This window comes from Hydrogenophaga sp. LT287, assembly GCF_055702805.1.
Genome location: NZ_JBVPZC010000009.1, coordinates 62,898 through 77,329 on the forward strand (window position 1 = coordinate 62,898; position 14,432 = coordinate 77,329).

At 64.3% G+C, this 14,432-nt stretch carries 16 protein-coding genes and 1 riboswitch; of the genes, 9 read left to right on the top strand and 7 right to left on the bottom strand.

The features are described from left to right. Window positions 1-90: 90 nt before the first annotated feature. Window positions 91-1,188, top strand: coding sequence for a YeeE/YedE family protein (locus AC0GNR_RS09360; protein WP_472900692.1), 1,098 nt, complete (start codon window positions 91-93; stop codon window positions 1,186-1,188). A gap of 42 nt (window positions 1,189-1,230) precedes the next feature. On the opposite strand, the gene AC0GNR_RS09365 is transcribed toward AC0GNR_RS09360, so the two are convergent. Then, window positions 1,231-2,040, bottom strand: coding sequence for an HAD-IIB family hydrolase (locus tag AC0GNR_RS09365; RefSeq protein ID WP_472900693.1), 810 nt, complete (start codon window positions 2,038-2,040; stop codon window positions 1,231-1,233). A gap of 54 nt (window positions 2,041-2,094) precedes the next feature. After that, window positions 2,095-2,182: riboswitch (S-adenosyl-L-homocysteine riboswitch) on the top strand. Between the two features lie 74 nt (window positions 2,183-2,256). On the opposite strand from AC0GNR_RS09365, the gene ahcY reads away from it, so the two are divergent. The 5 genes from ahcY to AC0GNR_RS09390 all read left to right on the top strand — a co-directional run bounded on the left by ahcY (window position 2,257) and on the right by AC0GNR_RS09390 (window position 7,433). After that, window positions 2,257-3,690 carry an adenosylhomocysteinase gene (ahcY, locus tag AC0GNR_RS09370; RefSeq protein WP_472900694.1) on the top strand — a complete coding sequence of 478 codons (1,434 nt, stop codon included), beginning with the start codon at window positions 2,257-2,259 and terminating at the stop codon, window positions 3,688-3,690. 137 nt (window positions 3,691-3,827) lie between these two features. Then, the gene (locus AC0GNR_RS09375) at window positions 3,828-4,589 is read left to right on the top strand and encodes a TlyA family RNA methyltransferase (RefSeq protein WP_472900695.1); all 762 of its coding nucleotides are present in this window, start codon (window positions 3,828-3,830) and stop codon (window positions 4,587-4,589) included. A gap of 44 nt (window positions 4,590-4,633) precedes the next feature. Further along, the gene (gene metF / locus AC0GNR_RS09380) at window positions 4,634-5,464 is read left to right on the top strand and encodes a methylenetetrahydrofolate reductase [NAD(P)H] (RefSeq protein WP_472900696.1); all 831 of its coding nucleotides are present in this window, start codon (window positions 4,634-4,636) and stop codon (window positions 5,462-5,464) included. Window positions 5,465-5,754: 290 nt separating this feature from the next. Beyond that, window positions 5,755-6,117 (top strand): septal ring lytic transglycosylase RlpA family protein, encoded by a 363-nt coding sequence (locus AC0GNR_RS09385; protein WP_472900697.1) that lies wholly within the window; start codon window positions 5,755-5,757, stop codon window positions 6,115-6,117. A 38-nt stretch (window positions 6,118-6,155) separates the two neighbouring features. Then, the gene (locus tag AC0GNR_RS09390) at window positions 6,156-7,433 is read left to right on the top strand and encodes an O-acetylhomoserine aminocarboxypropyltransferase/cysteine synthase family protein (protein ID WP_472900698.1); all 1,278 of its coding nucleotides are present in this window, start codon (window positions 6,156-6,158) and stop codon (window positions 7,431-7,433) included. 66 nt (window positions 7,434-7,499) lie between these two features. Here the strand turns inward: AC0GNR_RS09390 and paaE are convergent, their stop codons facing one another. From paaE to AC0GNR_RS09420, 6 genes are all read right to left on the bottom strand, one after another. Further along, a complete protein-coding gene (gene paaE, locus AC0GNR_RS09395; protein WP_472900699.1) occupies window positions 7,500-8,609 on the bottom strand; it encodes a 1,2-phenylacetyl-CoA epoxidase subunit PaaE in 1,110 nt (369 codons plus the stop codon). Window positions 8,610-8,731: 122 nt separating this feature from the next. Further along, window positions 8,732-9,250 (bottom strand): 1,2-phenylacetyl-CoA epoxidase subunit PaaD, encoded by a 519-nt coding sequence (paaD, locus tag AC0GNR_RS09400; RefSeq protein WP_472900700.1) that lies wholly within the window; start codon window positions 9,248-9,250, stop codon window positions 8,732-8,734. Window positions 9,251-9,255: 5 nt separating this feature from the next. Beyond that, window positions 9,256-10,188 (bottom strand): 1,2-phenylacetyl-CoA epoxidase subunit PaaC, encoded by a 933-nt coding sequence (paaC, locus tag AC0GNR_RS09405; protein WP_472900701.1) that lies wholly within the window; start codon window positions 10,186-10,188, stop codon window positions 9,256-9,258. Further along, window positions 10,188-10,490, bottom strand: a complete 303-nt coding sequence (paaB, locus tag AC0GNR_RS09410; RefSeq protein WP_304840182.1) for a 1,2-phenylacetyl-CoA epoxidase subunit PaaB — start codon at window positions 10,488-10,490, stop codon at window positions 10,188-10,190. The genes paaC and paaB overlap by 1 nt, the downstream gene beginning before the upstream one ends. Further along, window positions 10,487-11,425, bottom strand: a complete 939-nt coding sequence (gene paaA / locus AC0GNR_RS09415) for a 1,2-phenylacetyl-CoA epoxidase subunit PaaA (RefSeq protein ID WP_472900759.1) — start codon at window positions 11,423-11,425, stop codon at window positions 10,487-10,489. Before paaA ends, paaB begins: the two co-directional genes overlap by 4 nt. 206 nt (window positions 11,426-11,631) lie before the next feature. Next, entirely contained in the window at window positions 11,632-12,546 is a 915-nt protein-coding gene (locus tag AC0GNR_RS09420) for a 23S rRNA (adenine(2030)-N(6))-methyltransferase RlmJ (protein WP_472900702.1), read from the bottom strand. Window positions 12,547-12,776: 230 nt separating this feature from the next. Between AC0GNR_RS09420 and rplM the strand changes: the two genes are divergently transcribed. The 3 genes from rplM to AC0GNR_RS09435 all read left to right on the top strand — a co-directional run bounded on the left by rplM (window position 12,777) and on the right by AC0GNR_RS09435 (window position 14,425). Further along, window positions 12,777-13,208 (top strand): 50S ribosomal protein L13, encoded by a 432-nt coding sequence (rplM, locus tag AC0GNR_RS09425; protein WP_056267763.1) that lies wholly within the window; start codon window positions 12,777-12,779, stop codon window positions 13,206-13,208. A 12-nt stretch (window positions 13,209-13,220) separates the two neighbouring features. Then, window positions 13,221-13,613, top strand: a complete 393-nt coding sequence (rpsI, locus tag AC0GNR_RS09430) for a 30S ribosomal protein S9 (protein ID WP_304832514.1) — start codon at window positions 13,221-13,223, stop codon at window positions 13,611-13,613. A 137-nt stretch (window positions 13,614-13,750) separates the two neighbouring features. Then, window positions 13,751-14,425 (top strand): DUF6776 family protein, encoded by a 675-nt coding sequence (locus AC0GNR_RS09435; RefSeq protein ID WP_472900703.1) that lies wholly within the window; start codon window positions 13,751-13,753, stop codon window positions 14,423-14,425. The last annotated feature ends 7 nt before the right edge of the window (window positions 14,426-14,432 follow it).

The window sequence follows — 14,432 nt, forward strand, 5'->3', positions numbered from 1 at the left end:
ACGTTGCACAGAGTTTGCTAAAGATCAACCCGGCGGATGGGCCTCGGCGTAACATCCAAAAATACGCATATACAAATAATTGGAGTCGCAATGGACTGGACAGGCTGGATTGAGAGCCGGGGCGAACCCAAGGTGCTGGCGCTTTGCGGCGTGCTGGTGGGGCTGGGCTTCGGCTTTTTTGCCCAGCGCTCGCGGTTTTGCCTGCGTGCGGCGGTCATTGAGTTTTGGCACGGCAAGTTTGGTGACAAGCTGGCGGTGTGGTTGCTGGCCTTTGCCACGGCGGTGGTGGGCGTGCAGCTGCTGGTGGTGTCGGGCGGGCTGGACGTGAGCACGGCGCGCCAGCTGTCGGCCCAGGGCAGCTTGTCGGGCGCTTTGCTGGGCGGGCTGATTTTTGGTGTGGGCATGGTCATGACGCGGGGTTGCGCCAGCCGCTTGCTGGTGCTGTCGGCCAACGGCAACCTGCGTGCCCTGCTGTCGGGGCTGATCTTTGCGGTGGTGGCCCAGGCTTCGCTGGGTGGGGTGCTGGCGCCGCTGCGCGAGGCCATGGCCAGCTGGTGGGTGGTGGACGGTGGCCCGGCGCGCAGCGTGTTGGCGCTGGTGGGTGCAGGCCCTTGGGATGGGCTGGTGTTTGCTGCGGTGTGGTTGATCACGGCGCTGTTTTTTGCGCACCACAGCGGCTGGGGCTTCTGGAAATGGGCGGGCGGCATCGGCACCGGGCTGATGGTGGCGCTGGCCTGGGCCGGCACCTACCAGGTGATGGCGAACTCGTTTGAGCCGGTGCAGATTCAGGGCCTCACCTTCAGCGGCCCTTCAGCCGAATGGCTGATGCGGGTGCTGAGCGAGCCCGGCGAGCCATGGACCTTTGGTCTGGGGCTCATGCCCGGGGTGTTTCTGGGCTCGCTGGTGGGTGCGCTGGTGGGCGGCGACTGGAAGCTGGAAGGCTTTGGCGGCGGCTACACCATGCCGCGGTACATCATCGGCGCGGTGCTGATGGGCTTTGGGTCGATGCTGGCCGGCGGCTGCGCCGTGGGCGCCGGTATGACGGGAGGCGCCATTTTTGCCGTGACGGCGTGGCTGACCTTGCTGGGCATGTGGGTGGGTGGCGGCCTGGCCGACCGGGTATTTGACCGCCCGCACCACAAGGTCGAGGCGCCCAGCGGTGCGGCGGTGGCGCAGCAGGCGCCTTGACGCCGGTGTGTTTGGCGCCCGCTGGCCGGTTCTCAGTGCTGTTCAGCCCGCGCGCGAGGCCAGCACGGCGTTCACCACCTCCGTAAAGCCGGCGCCGCGCTCGCCCGCCGTCACATAGCGGGGCTGGTGTGGCAGCTGGTGCCAGAAACGTGCCACATTGGCCACGCCCACGCTGTGGGGAAAACGGCCAAACATGCGGGCGTCGTTGGTGGAATCGCCCACGTACACCCACTGGTCCAGTTCCGCGTCGAGGTCGCGCCCGAGCTGTTGGCGCACGACCCAGCGGGCGCCTTCCAGTTTGTCATGTCCGCCTATCCAGCCGTTGATGTGGATGGAACTCACCGTGGCGTTGAGGCCCTGGTTTTGCATCAGCTGGACCACCCGCTGAATATCTGCTGCGGGTAGGTGGTGGTGTTCGCTGTGGTCAATGGCGATGTCGGTTTCTCGGCCCGCGCTGTCTTGTGCCAGGCGGGCGTGGGGCAGCTCGCTCAGAATGTGTGCGGCCACGGTTTGCAGCCGCTGGAAGTTGGCGCGGCGCGTGGTGGCGTCTTGCAAGTAACCGCGCTGCAGTTGCCCGGTGGGGCCCCTCCACAGCGCCACTGCGCCGTTTTCCGCCACGATGGCGTTCACCGGCCAGGCCAGGGCAAACGCTTCGCTCCACCCCGAGGGGCGCCCGGTGATGGCAAACACCGGCAGCCCTGCGGCCCGCAGCCGGTGCAGGGCGTCCAGCGCGTCAGGCGTGATGGCCCCTTCGGTGGTCAACGTGTCGTCAATGTCGGTCAGCACGCCGGCAATGCGCGCGCGGGCTGCTTGGGGCCAGCTGGAAAGGGGGGAATGGGCAAACTGGGGCATGAAAGCGCGCCAGTTTCGCACACACGCAAAAAGCCGGACTGCGCTAGAATTGCGGGATCCGAGGAGCGTTGCAGCGCACCCCTGGCCACCGGCCAGCGCGGGGCGTGAGGCTCGGAAATAAATGCAACGACGCTCATCCACCTCTGGTGCGATGGGCTTTTTTTTGCCCGCGTTTCGCGCCCAAGGTGGTTCATTCAACCTGTATTGGAGCGAACCATGAACGCACGCATTCCTTCCGCCCTCAACGCTGACTGCGTCATTGCCGACATTGGCCTGGCCGACTGGGGCCGCAAAGAAATCAAAATTGCCGAAACCGAAATGCCCGGCCTGATGGCCATCCGCGAAGAGTTCGCGGCCAAGCAGCCCCTGAAGGGCGCACGCATCACCGGTTCGCTGCACATGACCATTCAAACGGCCGTGCTGATCGAGACCCTGCAGGCGCTGGGTGCGCAAGTGCGCTGGGCTTCCTGCAACATCTTCTCGACGCAAGACCACGCCGCCGCGGCCATCGCCGCCGCCGGTACGCCGGTGTTCGCCATCAAGGGCGAAACCCTGGCCGACTACTGGGACTACACCCACCGCATCTTTGACTTTGGCGCCGCCGGCACCGAAGGCGAAGGCCCCAACATGATCCTGGACGACGGCGGCGACGCGACCTTGCTCATGCACCTGGGCAAGCGCGCTGAAAAAGACGCATCGTTGCTGGAGAACCCCACCAGCGAAGAAGAAACCTGCCTGTACGCCGCCATCAAGGCGAAGCTGGCCGAAGACGCCACCTGGTACAGCCGCAAGAGCGTCCAGATCATTGGCGTGACCGAAGAAACCACCACCGGCGTGCTGCGCCTGAACGAGATGTCGGCCAAGGGCTCGCTCATGTTCCGCGCCATCAACGTGAACGACTCGGTGACCAAGAGCAAGTTCGACAACCTGTACGGTTGCCGCGAGTCGCTGGTCGATTCGATCAAGCGCGCCACCGACGTGATGATCGCCGGCAAGGTGGCCGTGGTGGCCGGCTACGGCGACGTGGGCAAAGGCTCGGCCCAGGCCCTGCGCGCCTTGAGCGCTCAGGTGTGGGTGACCGAGATCGACCCCATCAACGCCCTGCAGGCCGCGATGGAAGGCTACAAAGTGGTGACCATGGAATACGCCGCCGACAAGTGCGACATTTTCGTGTCCGCCACCGGCAACAAGAACGTGATCCGCTACGAGCACATGGCGGCCATGAAAGACCAGGCCATCGTTTGCAACATCGGTCACTTTGACAACGAGATCGACGTGGCTTCGCTGGAGAAGCTGACCTGGGACGAGATCAAGCCCCAGGTGGACCACGTGGTGTTCCCGGACGGCAAAAAAATCATTCTGCTGGCCAAAGGCCGCCTGGTGAACCTGGGCTGCGCCACCGGCCATCCCAGCTTCGTCATGTCATCCAGCTTTGCCAACCAGACCATTGCGCAGATCGAGCTGTTTTGCCATGCCGACGGTTACGACGTGGGCAAGGTCTACACGCTGCCCAAGCACCTGGACGAAAAAGTGGCGCGCCTGCACCTGAAGAAGGTGGGCGCCCAGTTGACCGAGCTGAGCGACGAGCAAGCCGCTTACATCGGCGTGCCCAAGCAGGGCCCTTACAAGGCCAATACCTACCGGTATTGATGGTTCACCCGGCGCCGGCTGCGGTATCCCCCCTCAGGGGACGAGCCAGCTCTGCGGCACACTGGGTTTGAGCGGCCTGCGGGCCGCTCTTTTTCGCGCCAGACTGGCATTGGTTTTCGTTTTGATTGCGGTTCTTCATGCGTGCTGACCAGCTTCTCGTTGAACGCGGCCTGGCCGCTTCACGTTCTCAGTCCCAGCGGCTCATTGCGTCGGGCGTGCGTTGGCGTGTGTCGGGCGGCGACTGGAAAGTCGTTGCCAAAAACGGCGACGAGCTGCGCGAAACGGTGGAGCTGGAGCTGCTGGACGGCGCCGAATCGCGCTTTGTATCGCGGGGCGGGCTGAAGCTGGACGGCGCCCTGAGCCAGGTGGCTATGCCGGTGTCGGGCATGCGCTGCCTGGACGTGGGCCAGAGCAGCGGTGGCTTTACCGACTGCTTGCTGCACCGCGGGGCCGCCCAGGTTGTGGGTGTGGACGTGGGCCATGGCCAGTTGCACCCCAGGCTGCGTGCGGACGCCCGCGTGGTGTGCATTGAAAAATGCAATGCGCGCGAACTGGATGCCGAGGCTGTGGCTGCGGCGGGTGGCGGCGAGGCTGCGTTTGACCTGATCGTGGGCGACCTGTCGTTCATTTCGCAGACGCTGGTGTGGCCCGCCATCGTGCCCCTGCTCAAGCCCGGCGGCCGCCTGCTGATGCTGGTGAAGCCGCAGTTTGAACTGCAGCCCGCCCAGATTGGCAAAGGTGGTCTGGTGAAAGACCCCGCCAGCTACGCCGTGGTGCGCGAGCGCCTGGAACAAGCCTGCCGCGACCACGCACTGACGCTGCTGGATTACTTTGAAAGCCCGATCACCGGCGGTGACGGGAACCGCGAGTTTTTTGTGTTTGCCCGCGCCGCAGATTGATGCACGCGACGGCGAACACGCCTGTTTTTGAAGGAGGACCCGACATGGGCCTACCCCTGAGTTTTGAATTCTTTCCGCCCAAGACGCCTGAAGGCGCCGAAAAACTGCGCCTGGTGCGCGAGCAGCTCTACACGGTGAAGCCTGAGTTTTGCTCGGTCACCTACGGCGCGGGCGGCTCCACGCAGCAAGGCACGTTTGACACGGTGCGCGCCATTCAGGCCGAAGGCGTGGCGGCAGCTTCGCATTTTTCGTGCATTGGTGCCACCAAAGCCAGCGTGCTGGAACAGCTCGCCACGCTCAAGGCCATGGGCGTGAAGCGCCTGGTGGCGCTGCGCGGTGACCTGCCCAGTGGCTACGGCATGGGCGGCGAGTTTCACTACGCGAGCGATCTGGTGGCGTTCATCCGGACGGAGACCGGCAGCGACTTTCACATTGAAGTGGCCGCCTACCCCGAGGTGCACCCACAAGCCAAGTCGCCCGATGCCGACCTGCAGGCCTACGCCACCAAAGTGCGGGCCGGTGCCGACTCGGCCATCACCCAATATTTCTACAACAGCGACGCCTACTTCCGCTTTGTGGACGACGCCTACAAGCTCGGCGCCGATGTGCCGGTGGTGCCGGGCATCATGCCCATCACCAGCTCCACCCAGCTGATGCGCTTTTCGGACGCCAGCGGCGCCGAAATCCCGCGCTGGATCCGTTTGCGCCTGCAAGCCTTTGGTGACGACACCGCGTCCATCAAGGCCTTTGGCCTGGACGTGGTGACCGACCTGTGTGACCAACTGCGCAACGGTGGTGTGCCCGCGCTGCACTTCTACACCATGAACCAGAGCGCGACCACGCTGGAAATCATCAAAAGGCTGCAACTGGGGTAACTTGTCGGGCTGGCCAAAAACATCAGAGAGGAAACGCCATGCCCCTTCACTTTGAACCCTTAAACGCACCAGCGCGCCGGCACTGGGCGCTTGTCTGCCGGCCCTTGCTGGCAGTGCTGGCGCTCGGCTTGGCTGCTTGCAGCAGCCCACTGCCCAGACCGTCTGGTGAAGCGGCTCTTGCGCCAGTGCCACTGGCTGCGGTGCCTGTCACGCCGTCCAGCAGACCTGCAGCGCAAGCCCGAGTACCCAAGCCCGCTCCATCATCGGTAGACGTTGATCCTGCCGGCTCAGTGGCCGTTGAGCCCGAGGCCGCAACTGCGGCAGAAACCGTTGCACCACGCAGCCCGGCCACTGATGCTGGCACCGTGTTTGCCAAGGGCCGCGCGTCCTGGTACGGCAAGCGTTTTCATGGCCGGCGCACCGCCAACGGCGAGCGCTTTGACATGCATGCGCTGACCGCTGCGCACAAAACCTTGCCGTTTGGTACCCGCGTGCGGGTGCGCAGCGTGCACACGGGCAAAGAGGTGGTGGTGCGTATCAACGACCGGGGGCCTTACGCCCACCAGCGGATCATCGACCTGAGCCACGCCGCAGCCACCGCACTGGGCGTGCGCGAACGCGGGGTGACCGAGGTGCACTTGCTGCGAGAATGAGCGCGCCCCGTTGGCATCCAACCTCGCAGGAGACACCCATGAAACTCGAAACCATCGCCGTGCACGGCGGTTACACCCCGGACCCCACCACCAAGGCGGTGGCGGTGCCGATTTACCAGACCGTGGCTTACGCGTTTGACGACACGCAGCACGGCGCCGATTTGTTCGACCTGAAAGTGGCGGGCAACATCTACAGCCGCATCATGAACCCCACCAACGGCGTGCTCGAAGCGCGCCTAGCGGCCCTCGAAGGCGGCATCGGTGCACTGGCCATGGCCTCGGGCATGGCGGCCATCACGGCGGCGATCCAGACCATCGCCGAGAGTGGTGACAACATCGTCTCGGCCTCCACGCTCTATGGCGGCACCTACAACCTGTTCGCACACACCTTCCCGCAGCAGGGCATCACGGTGCGCTTTGCCGACCCGCGCGACCCAGCCGCGTTTGCCGCGCTGATCGACGAGCGCACCAAGGCCATCTATTGCGAGTCCATCGGCAACCCGCTGGGCAACGTGACCGACATCGGCGCGCTGGCCAAAGTGGCGCACGCCGCGGGTGTGCCGCTGATCGTGGACAACACGGTGACCAGCCCCTACCTGTGCCGCCCGTTCGAACATGGCGCCGACATCGTGGTGCACTCGCTCACCAAATACCTCGGCGGCCACGGCACCACCATCGGCGGCGCCATCGTCGACAGCGGTAAGTTCCCGTGGGCTGAACACAAGACCCGCTTCAAACGCCTGAACGAACCCGATGTGAGCTACCACGGCGTGGTCTACACCGAGGCGCTGGGCGCCGCCGCCTACATTGGCCGTGCGCGCGTGGTGCCGCTACGCAACATGGGCGCTGCGCTCTCGCCCATGAACGCGTTCCAGATCCTGCAAGGCATTGAAACATTGGCGCTGCGCATGGACCGCATTTGCGACAACGCCGTGAAGATTGCCACCCATCTGCAAAACCACCCCAAGGTGGCCTGGGTCAACTACGCCGGCCTGCCCGGCCACAAGGACCACGCGCTGGTGCAGCAGTACATGGGCGGCCGTGCCTCCGGCATCATCAGTTTCGGTCTCAAGTCGTCCGATGCGATTGCCGCCGGTACCCGCTTTCAGGACGCGCTGCAACTCTTCACCCGCCTGGTCAACATTGGCGATGCCAAGTCGCTGGCCTGCCACCCGGCTACGACCACGCACCGCCAGCTCAACCCCGACGAGATGAAGAAGGCCTGCGTGAGCCCCGACATGGTCCGCTTGTCGATCGGCATCGAGCACATCGACGACCTGATGGCCGATCTGGAGCAGGCCCTGGCCGCGGTCTAAAGCGTTGGTTTCCTGACAACAAAAAACCCGCCAAGGCGGGTTTTTTGTTGGGGCAACGTGGCCGGTTCAGCGCTCGTCGTAGCTGACCACCAGTTTGTTGGTGGTCGGCCGAGCCTGGCAGCTCAGCACAAAGCCTTTGTCGGTTTCCCAGGGCTCCAGGGTGAAGTTTTTGTCCATGGTCACGGCGCCTTCCATCACCTTGGCGCGGCAGGTGCAGCACACGCCACCCCGGCACGACCAGGGCAGGTCCAGGCCCGCGTTGAGCGCCACGTCGAGCACGCGCTCGTCCTTGCCCATGCGCAGCTGGTGCGGCTTGCCGTCGAGCACCACGGTCAGCGCGACTTCGCCGTCGGTGCGCACTGCCGGGTGGCCCAGCACCGCGCTCTGGCGCTGTTCGACGGGCAAGGCTTCCAAGGTGGGCGATGTGAAGCGCTCGGTGTGCACTCGGTCTGGGCGCACACCGGCGTCGAGCAGGGCTTTCTCGGTGGCTTCAATCATGGCCTCGGGGCCGCAGATGAACACCTCGTCCATGCTGCCCACAGGCAGCAGCGTGCTGATGATCTCGCGCACCTTGTCGCCGTCGATGCGGCCTTCCAGCAGCGGCACTTCCTGCGCCTGGCGCGAGAGCACATGGATCAGCGTGAGGCGACCCGGGTAGCGGTCCTTCAGGTCCTGCAAGGCTTCGTTGAACATCACGCTGGCCATGCGGCGGTTGCCGTAGACCAGGGTGAACTTCGCGTCGGGCGATTCCTCCAGCGTGCTGGCCATGATGGACAAAATCGGCGTGATGCCCGACCCCGCCGCAAAGCCCACACGGTGCAAGGCGCGCGGCTTGTGGATGGTGAAACGGCCTTCAGGCGGCATCACACGCAGCGTGTCGCCGGCCTTCAGTTCGGCCGCAGCCCAGTTGGAAAACACCCCGCCTTCGACCGGTCGGATACCCAGCGTGAGCTCGCCTTGCTGTGTGAGCAGGCTGCGCGGGCTGCTGATGGAGTAGCTGCGCCGCACGTCCTGTCCGTTGATGGTGGCGCGCACGGTGAGGAACTGGCCCGGCTCGAACGCAAAGGCCTCGCGCAGCGGCTCGGGAATGGCGAACGAGATCGCCACCGCACCCGCGGCTTCGGGGCTGACGCGGGAGATGTTGAGGTCGTGGAAGCGGGGGGCTGTGGCGGTCATGGCATGGGTCCTGTGGCAGCGGAGATGGTTAAACCCAGAAGGTCGCGGAACCGGCTTTGCCGGGCCGCAGACGTTGCCCCCTTAGGGGTGAAGGGCAAAGCCCGGCGCGGGGGTGGGTCTGTCTAAAAAGGTTTGAAATAGTCGAACGGTTCGAGGCAGTCGAGGCACTTGTAGAGCGACTTGCATGCGGTCGAGCCGAAGGGCGATGTTTCGGTGGTGTTGTGCGAGCCGCATTGCGGGCAGGCAATGGCTTCGGCCGTCACGGCCTGGCGGCTGAAGCGCATCACCCCGCTGGGGGCGGCTTGCGTGCAGCGTGGTGGCGCTATGCCATAGGCGCGCAGCTTCTCGCGCGCCACGTCGCTCATCCAGTCGGTGGTCCAGGCGGGGGCGAGTTGCGTGATCACGCGGCCGGGCAGGCCGGCCTCGTGCAAGGCCGCCACGATGTCGTCCTCGATCTGGCCCATGGCCGGGCAGCCGCTGTAAGTGGGGGTGATCACCACCTCGGGCGTACCGTCTGCGCCCTCCCGCACTTCGCGCAGAATGCCCAGCTCCGTCAGCGAGACGACGGGGATTTCGGGGTCAGACAAGTGGGCCAGCGCCTGGGCGATGGCCTGCAGCGAAGCGTCGGTGGCCACGCTCATGGTGCTCACCAAACCGCGTTCGGGTGTGCGCGCGCCAGGCTCTGCATCTCGGCGAGCAAGAAGCCCAAATGCTCCGAATGCACACCCACATGGCCCTGCGTCACGTAGCCCGCATGCGGCTGATCGTGTCGGCTCAACGTGGCTTCCAGCAGCGTTTCGTTGACCAGTGCATTCCACGGCTCACGCAGCGCGCGCAGGTCCACACCGCTGCCATCGGCCGCGGCAGCCTGCTCGGCGGGCGATGGCTGCCAAAACGCTTCGCAGTAGGGCAGCAGGTGGTCCACCGCCGCTTGTGCGCGGTGGCTGGATTCGTCGGTGCCGTCGCCCAAACGCACCAGCCAGTCGCTGCTGTGGCGCAGGTGGTAGCGCACTTCTTTGAGCGACTTGGTGGCGATGGCGGCCAGATGCGTGTCTTTGGACGCCTGCAGCGCGTCCCACACCAGCGCCATGAGGGCGCTGACGAGGAAGTTGCGTGCAATGGTCACCGCGTAGTCGCGTTCGCTCACCGCGTAGCCCACCAGTGGGCCGTGGTGCGGCAGCTCCATCAGCGTGTGGTTACGAAACTCGGCGGTGTCCCGGAAATAGGCCAGTGTGTCTTCCGTGACCAAACCATTCTGGCGCGCGCCCTGCAGGTGCGCGAAGCGCTGGGTCTCGGCCGGGTCGGCGTTGATGAGGCTGGCCGCGTGCTGGTACAGCAGCCGCGCCTGACCCATCAGGTCCAGGCTGTTGTTGGCCAGGGCCAGGTCTTCTTCGAGGATGGGGCCATGGCCACACCACTCGGCGTTGCGCTGGCCCAGCACCAAGGCGTTGTCGGCCAGGTGCAGCAGGTAATCGATGGGAGCCCCTACGCTTCCCACTTCGTGTGGTGCGCTGCCCCCCGAGGGGACGCTCGCTGGCTTGGGGCGGCCCTGCGCGGCGCTCGGTTCGGCGGACTTCATCACATGTGCCCCACTTTTTCGGGAATCTCGTAAAACGTGGGGTGGCGGTAGATCTTGTCGGCCGCCGGGTCAAAGAAGCTGTCTTTGCTGTCGGGCTCGCTGGCCGTGATGGCGTTTGAAGGCAGCACCCAGATGCTCACGCCTTCCTGTCGGCGGGTGTACACGTCGCGCGCCATCTGCAGTGCGTGCTGCGCGTCGCTGGCGTGCAGACTGCCGCAGTGCTTGTGCTCCAGGCCTTGCTTGCTGCGCACAAACACTTCCCAAAGGGGCCATTCTTTCAAAGCGGATGCGGGGGTGCTCATGCGGCCTCCTTCAGGTTGCGGGCTTGTTGTTTGGCGGCGTGGGCCATGGCGGCTTCGCGCACCCAGGCGCCTTGCTCGTGGGCTTTCACACGGGTGGCCAGGCGTTCTTTGTTGCAGGGTCCGTTGCCGTTCACCACGGCCCAAAACTCGTCCCAGTCGATCTGGCCGTAGTCGTGGTGGCCGCGGGCTTCGTTCCACTTCAGGTCCGGGTCGGGCAGCGTCACGCCCAGCACCTCGGCCTGCGGCACGGTGGCGTCCACAAACTTCTGGCGCAGGTCGTCGTTGCTGATGCGTTTGATGCCCCAGCGCATGCCTTGCGTGCTGTTGGGGCTGTCGGCGTCGGGCGGACCGAACATGGCCAGGCATTTCCACCAATAGCGGTTCACCGCGTCCTGCACCATGGCCTTTTGCTCGGCCGTGCCCTGCATCATCACCAGCAAGGCCTCGTAGCCCTGGCGCTGGTGGAAGCTTTCTTCCTTGCAGACGCGGATCATGGCGCGGGCGTACGGGCCGTACGAGCAGCGGCAGAGCGGGATCTGGTTCATGATCGCCGCGCCGTCCACCAGCCAGCCGATCACGCCCACGTCGGCCCAGTTCAGCGTCGGGTAGTTGAAGATGGAGCTGTATTTGGCTTTGCCGCTGTGCAGGCCGTCGAGCATCTGGTCGCGGCTGGTGCCCAGGGTCTCGGCGGCGCTGTAAAGGTACAGGCCGTGGCCGCCTTCGTCCTGCACCTTGGCGATCAGGATCGCCTTGCGTTTCAGGCTCGGCGCGCGGCTGATCCAATTGCCTTCGGGCAGCATGCCCACGATTTCGCTGTGGGCGTGCTGGCTGATCTGGCGCACCAGCGTCTTGCGGTAACCGTCTGGCATCCAGTCGCGCGGCTCGATCTTGCCGTCGGCGTCCACCACCGCGTCAAAGTGCGCTTGCAATGCCATTTCGGCTTCGCCCAGCGGGGCTGGCACAGCCTTCAGGCTTGCGGATTTGGCTTCGCCGGCATCGTCCGGCACGTTGAAAGATTGCGTGTACATGGGCAGCTCCTGCGCCGAGAGGGGGCGCGTGAGCCGCAGTATAGTCAATTAACCGACCGATCGGTCGGTTAATTGTGGGGTGCTGTACTAGGGTTTTACCGGGGGGTGGCGGCTCAGCCGCCCGAGTCCACCGTCTGGCCCTGGCCGCGGCCACGGCCCAGCACCGCGAGCATTTGCGGCAGTGCTGCTTGCAGCACCGCCTTGAGCGTGTGCGGCGGATTGATCACAAACATGCCGCTGGCGGTCAGGCCGGGGCGGTCTTCGGGGCCGTGCGTCGGGTCCTGGCCAATCGCCAGGGTGGCGTTCAGCCACGGCCGCTTCGATTGGTTTGACAGGGTTTTGAGCCGGCGCGGCAGGTCGTGCGCTTCCGGCCGGGGAATGATCGGGTACCACACCATGTAAGTGCCGGTGGGGAACCGCTTGAGCTGCTCCTGGATGCAGGCACTGACGCGGCCGTAGTCGGTCTTCACCTCGTAGCTCGGGTCCATCAGCAGCGCGGCGCGCTTGGAGCCGGTGGCCGATGGCGGCGGCGGCAAAAACGCCTTGATGCCTTCAAAGCCGTCTTCGCGCGCCACGGCAATCTGCCGGCCCGCTTCGAGCTGTGCGATGTTGGCCGCCAGCACCTTGCTGTCCGTGGGGTGCAGTTCAAACAGCTTGAGCCGGTCGCGCGACTCGGCACGCAGCAGGTGGTGCATAACAAAGGGCGAACCCGGGTACACCCGCAGGCCGCCAGACGGGTTGAAGCTGGCGATGAGGTCCATGTACTCGGCCAGCGCGGGTGCCGCCGTGGCCGGTGGTTTGCCCGCCGGGCGCAGCGCCGCAAACAGCTTCACCACACCATCTTTGGCTTCCCCGCCGGTTTCGGTGTAGTCACCATCGAGCCGGTACAACCCGGCACCCGCGTGGGTGTCGATCAGGGTGATGCCCGCCTCTTTTTGCATCAAATGGCGCAGGGTGGCGATCAAAATGGTGTGCTTGAGCACATCGGCGTGGTTGCCTGCGTGGAAGGCGTGTCGGTAACTGAACATGCGCTGATGGTAGCGCTTTGGCCACGTTCGCCACAAGCGCGTCGCACGAAACTTGCCGCACAGACACTTTTATTCGTACAATGGAAGGCTTCGCAGCGATACGCATGGCTCCGCGACGAAGACCAGCGCCTGGGTAACCAGAGGCTGGCAAACCCACCTAAGAGTTTTCCATCAGAGAAAAACCGACCGTGGAAAAGAGCCGCCAAACCACTTCTTGAATAGAGAAACTCATGACCAAAACGTTCAGCGCAAAACCCGCTGACGTGACGCACGAGTGGTTTGTGATTGACGCGACCGACAAGGTCCTCGGACGAGTAGCCAGTGAAGTTGCTCTCCGTTTGCGCGGCAAACACAAGGCCATTTATACGCCTCACGTCGATACCGGTGACTTCATCGTCATCATCAACGCAGCCAAGATCCGCGTCACGGGCAACAAAGCCCTGGACAAGGTGTACTACCGCCACTCGGGTTACCCCGGCGGTATTTACGGCACCAACTTCCGCGACATGCAAGCCAAGCACCCTGGCCGCGCACTCGAAAAGGCTGTCAAGGGCATGCTGCCTAAAGGCCCGCTCGGCTACGCCATGATCAAGAAGCTCAAGGTGTACGGTGGTGCAGAGCATCCGCACACCGCCCAACAGCCGCAAGTGCTGGAACTCTAAAGGAGCCTTGAGATGATTGGTGAATGGAACAATGGCACCGGCCGTCGCAAATCCAGCGTCGCCCGCGTGTTTCTGAAAAAAGGCTCCGGCCAGATCGTTGTGAACGGCAAGGACATCCAGTCCTATTTCGGCCGTGAAACCTCGATCATGATCGCCAAGCAACCCCTGCTGTTGACCAACCACGCCGATACCTTCGACGTGATGGTGAACGTGCATGGCGGTGGTGAATCTGGCCAAGCCGGCGCTGTGCGCCACGGTATCACCCGCGCCCTGATCGACTACGACGCCACGCTCAAGCCGAGCCTGTCGCAAGCCGGTTTCGTGACGCGCGATGCCCGTGAAGTTGAACGTAAAAAGGTCGGTCTGCGCTCTGCGCGCCGCGCCAAGCAGTTCAGCAAGCGTTAATACGCCGGGCTTCTGCCGCGAAAACCGCCTTCAAGCTCGTCTTGGGGCGGTTTTTGCATTCTGGGGCCTTGTTGCGTTTGCTTGCACTTTGAAAGGTGGCCTGAATGCGTTTGCGCTTGTTGCGAAGAAGACTGACTGTGAGTGCGCCCCGCATGGCGGTGCGCAGCGCGTTGCCGTGGCCGTTTCGCTGGTTGTTGGGCGCTGTGGTGCTCGGGTTTTCGGGTGCGCTGGCGCTCTGGGCCTTTGAGGTCGGCAAGGACATTGCCGGCCTGGACCGCAATGCCAAACAGGAGCTGGTGCAACTGCGCGCCGAGGTGCAGCAGCTGCGCAGCGACCTGGCCAAAGCCCAATCGGTGTCCAACACATCCGAGAGCCTGCTGACCGCAGAAAAAGCGGTGCAGGAGCAGTTGGCCCAGCAGATTCGCCAACTGGAACTCGACAACCAGATGTTGCGAAGCGACCTCGGTTTCTTCGAGCGCCTGATCCCTGGCACGGGCAGCGATGCGCTGAGCATTCGGGGTTTGCAGGTGGAGCGGCTGTCTGAAGGGCAGATCAAGTGGCAGGCCCTGATGATCCAGGCAGCCAAAAATGCGCCAGAATTCAAAGGCTCGCTGGAGATCACGTTCAGCGGAACACTGGAAGGCCAGCCTTGGTCCATGGCCCAGGCGGCTGCGCCTCAGGCGGTCTTGATCAAGAGTTACCTCCGGCAAGAGGGTATCGTTTCGGTGCCCCCGTTGGCGGTGGTGAAAGTCGTGACGGCCAAAATCCTGCAAGGCGGTGCCGTCAAGTCGGTGCAAACCGTTAAGCTATAAATTCCCA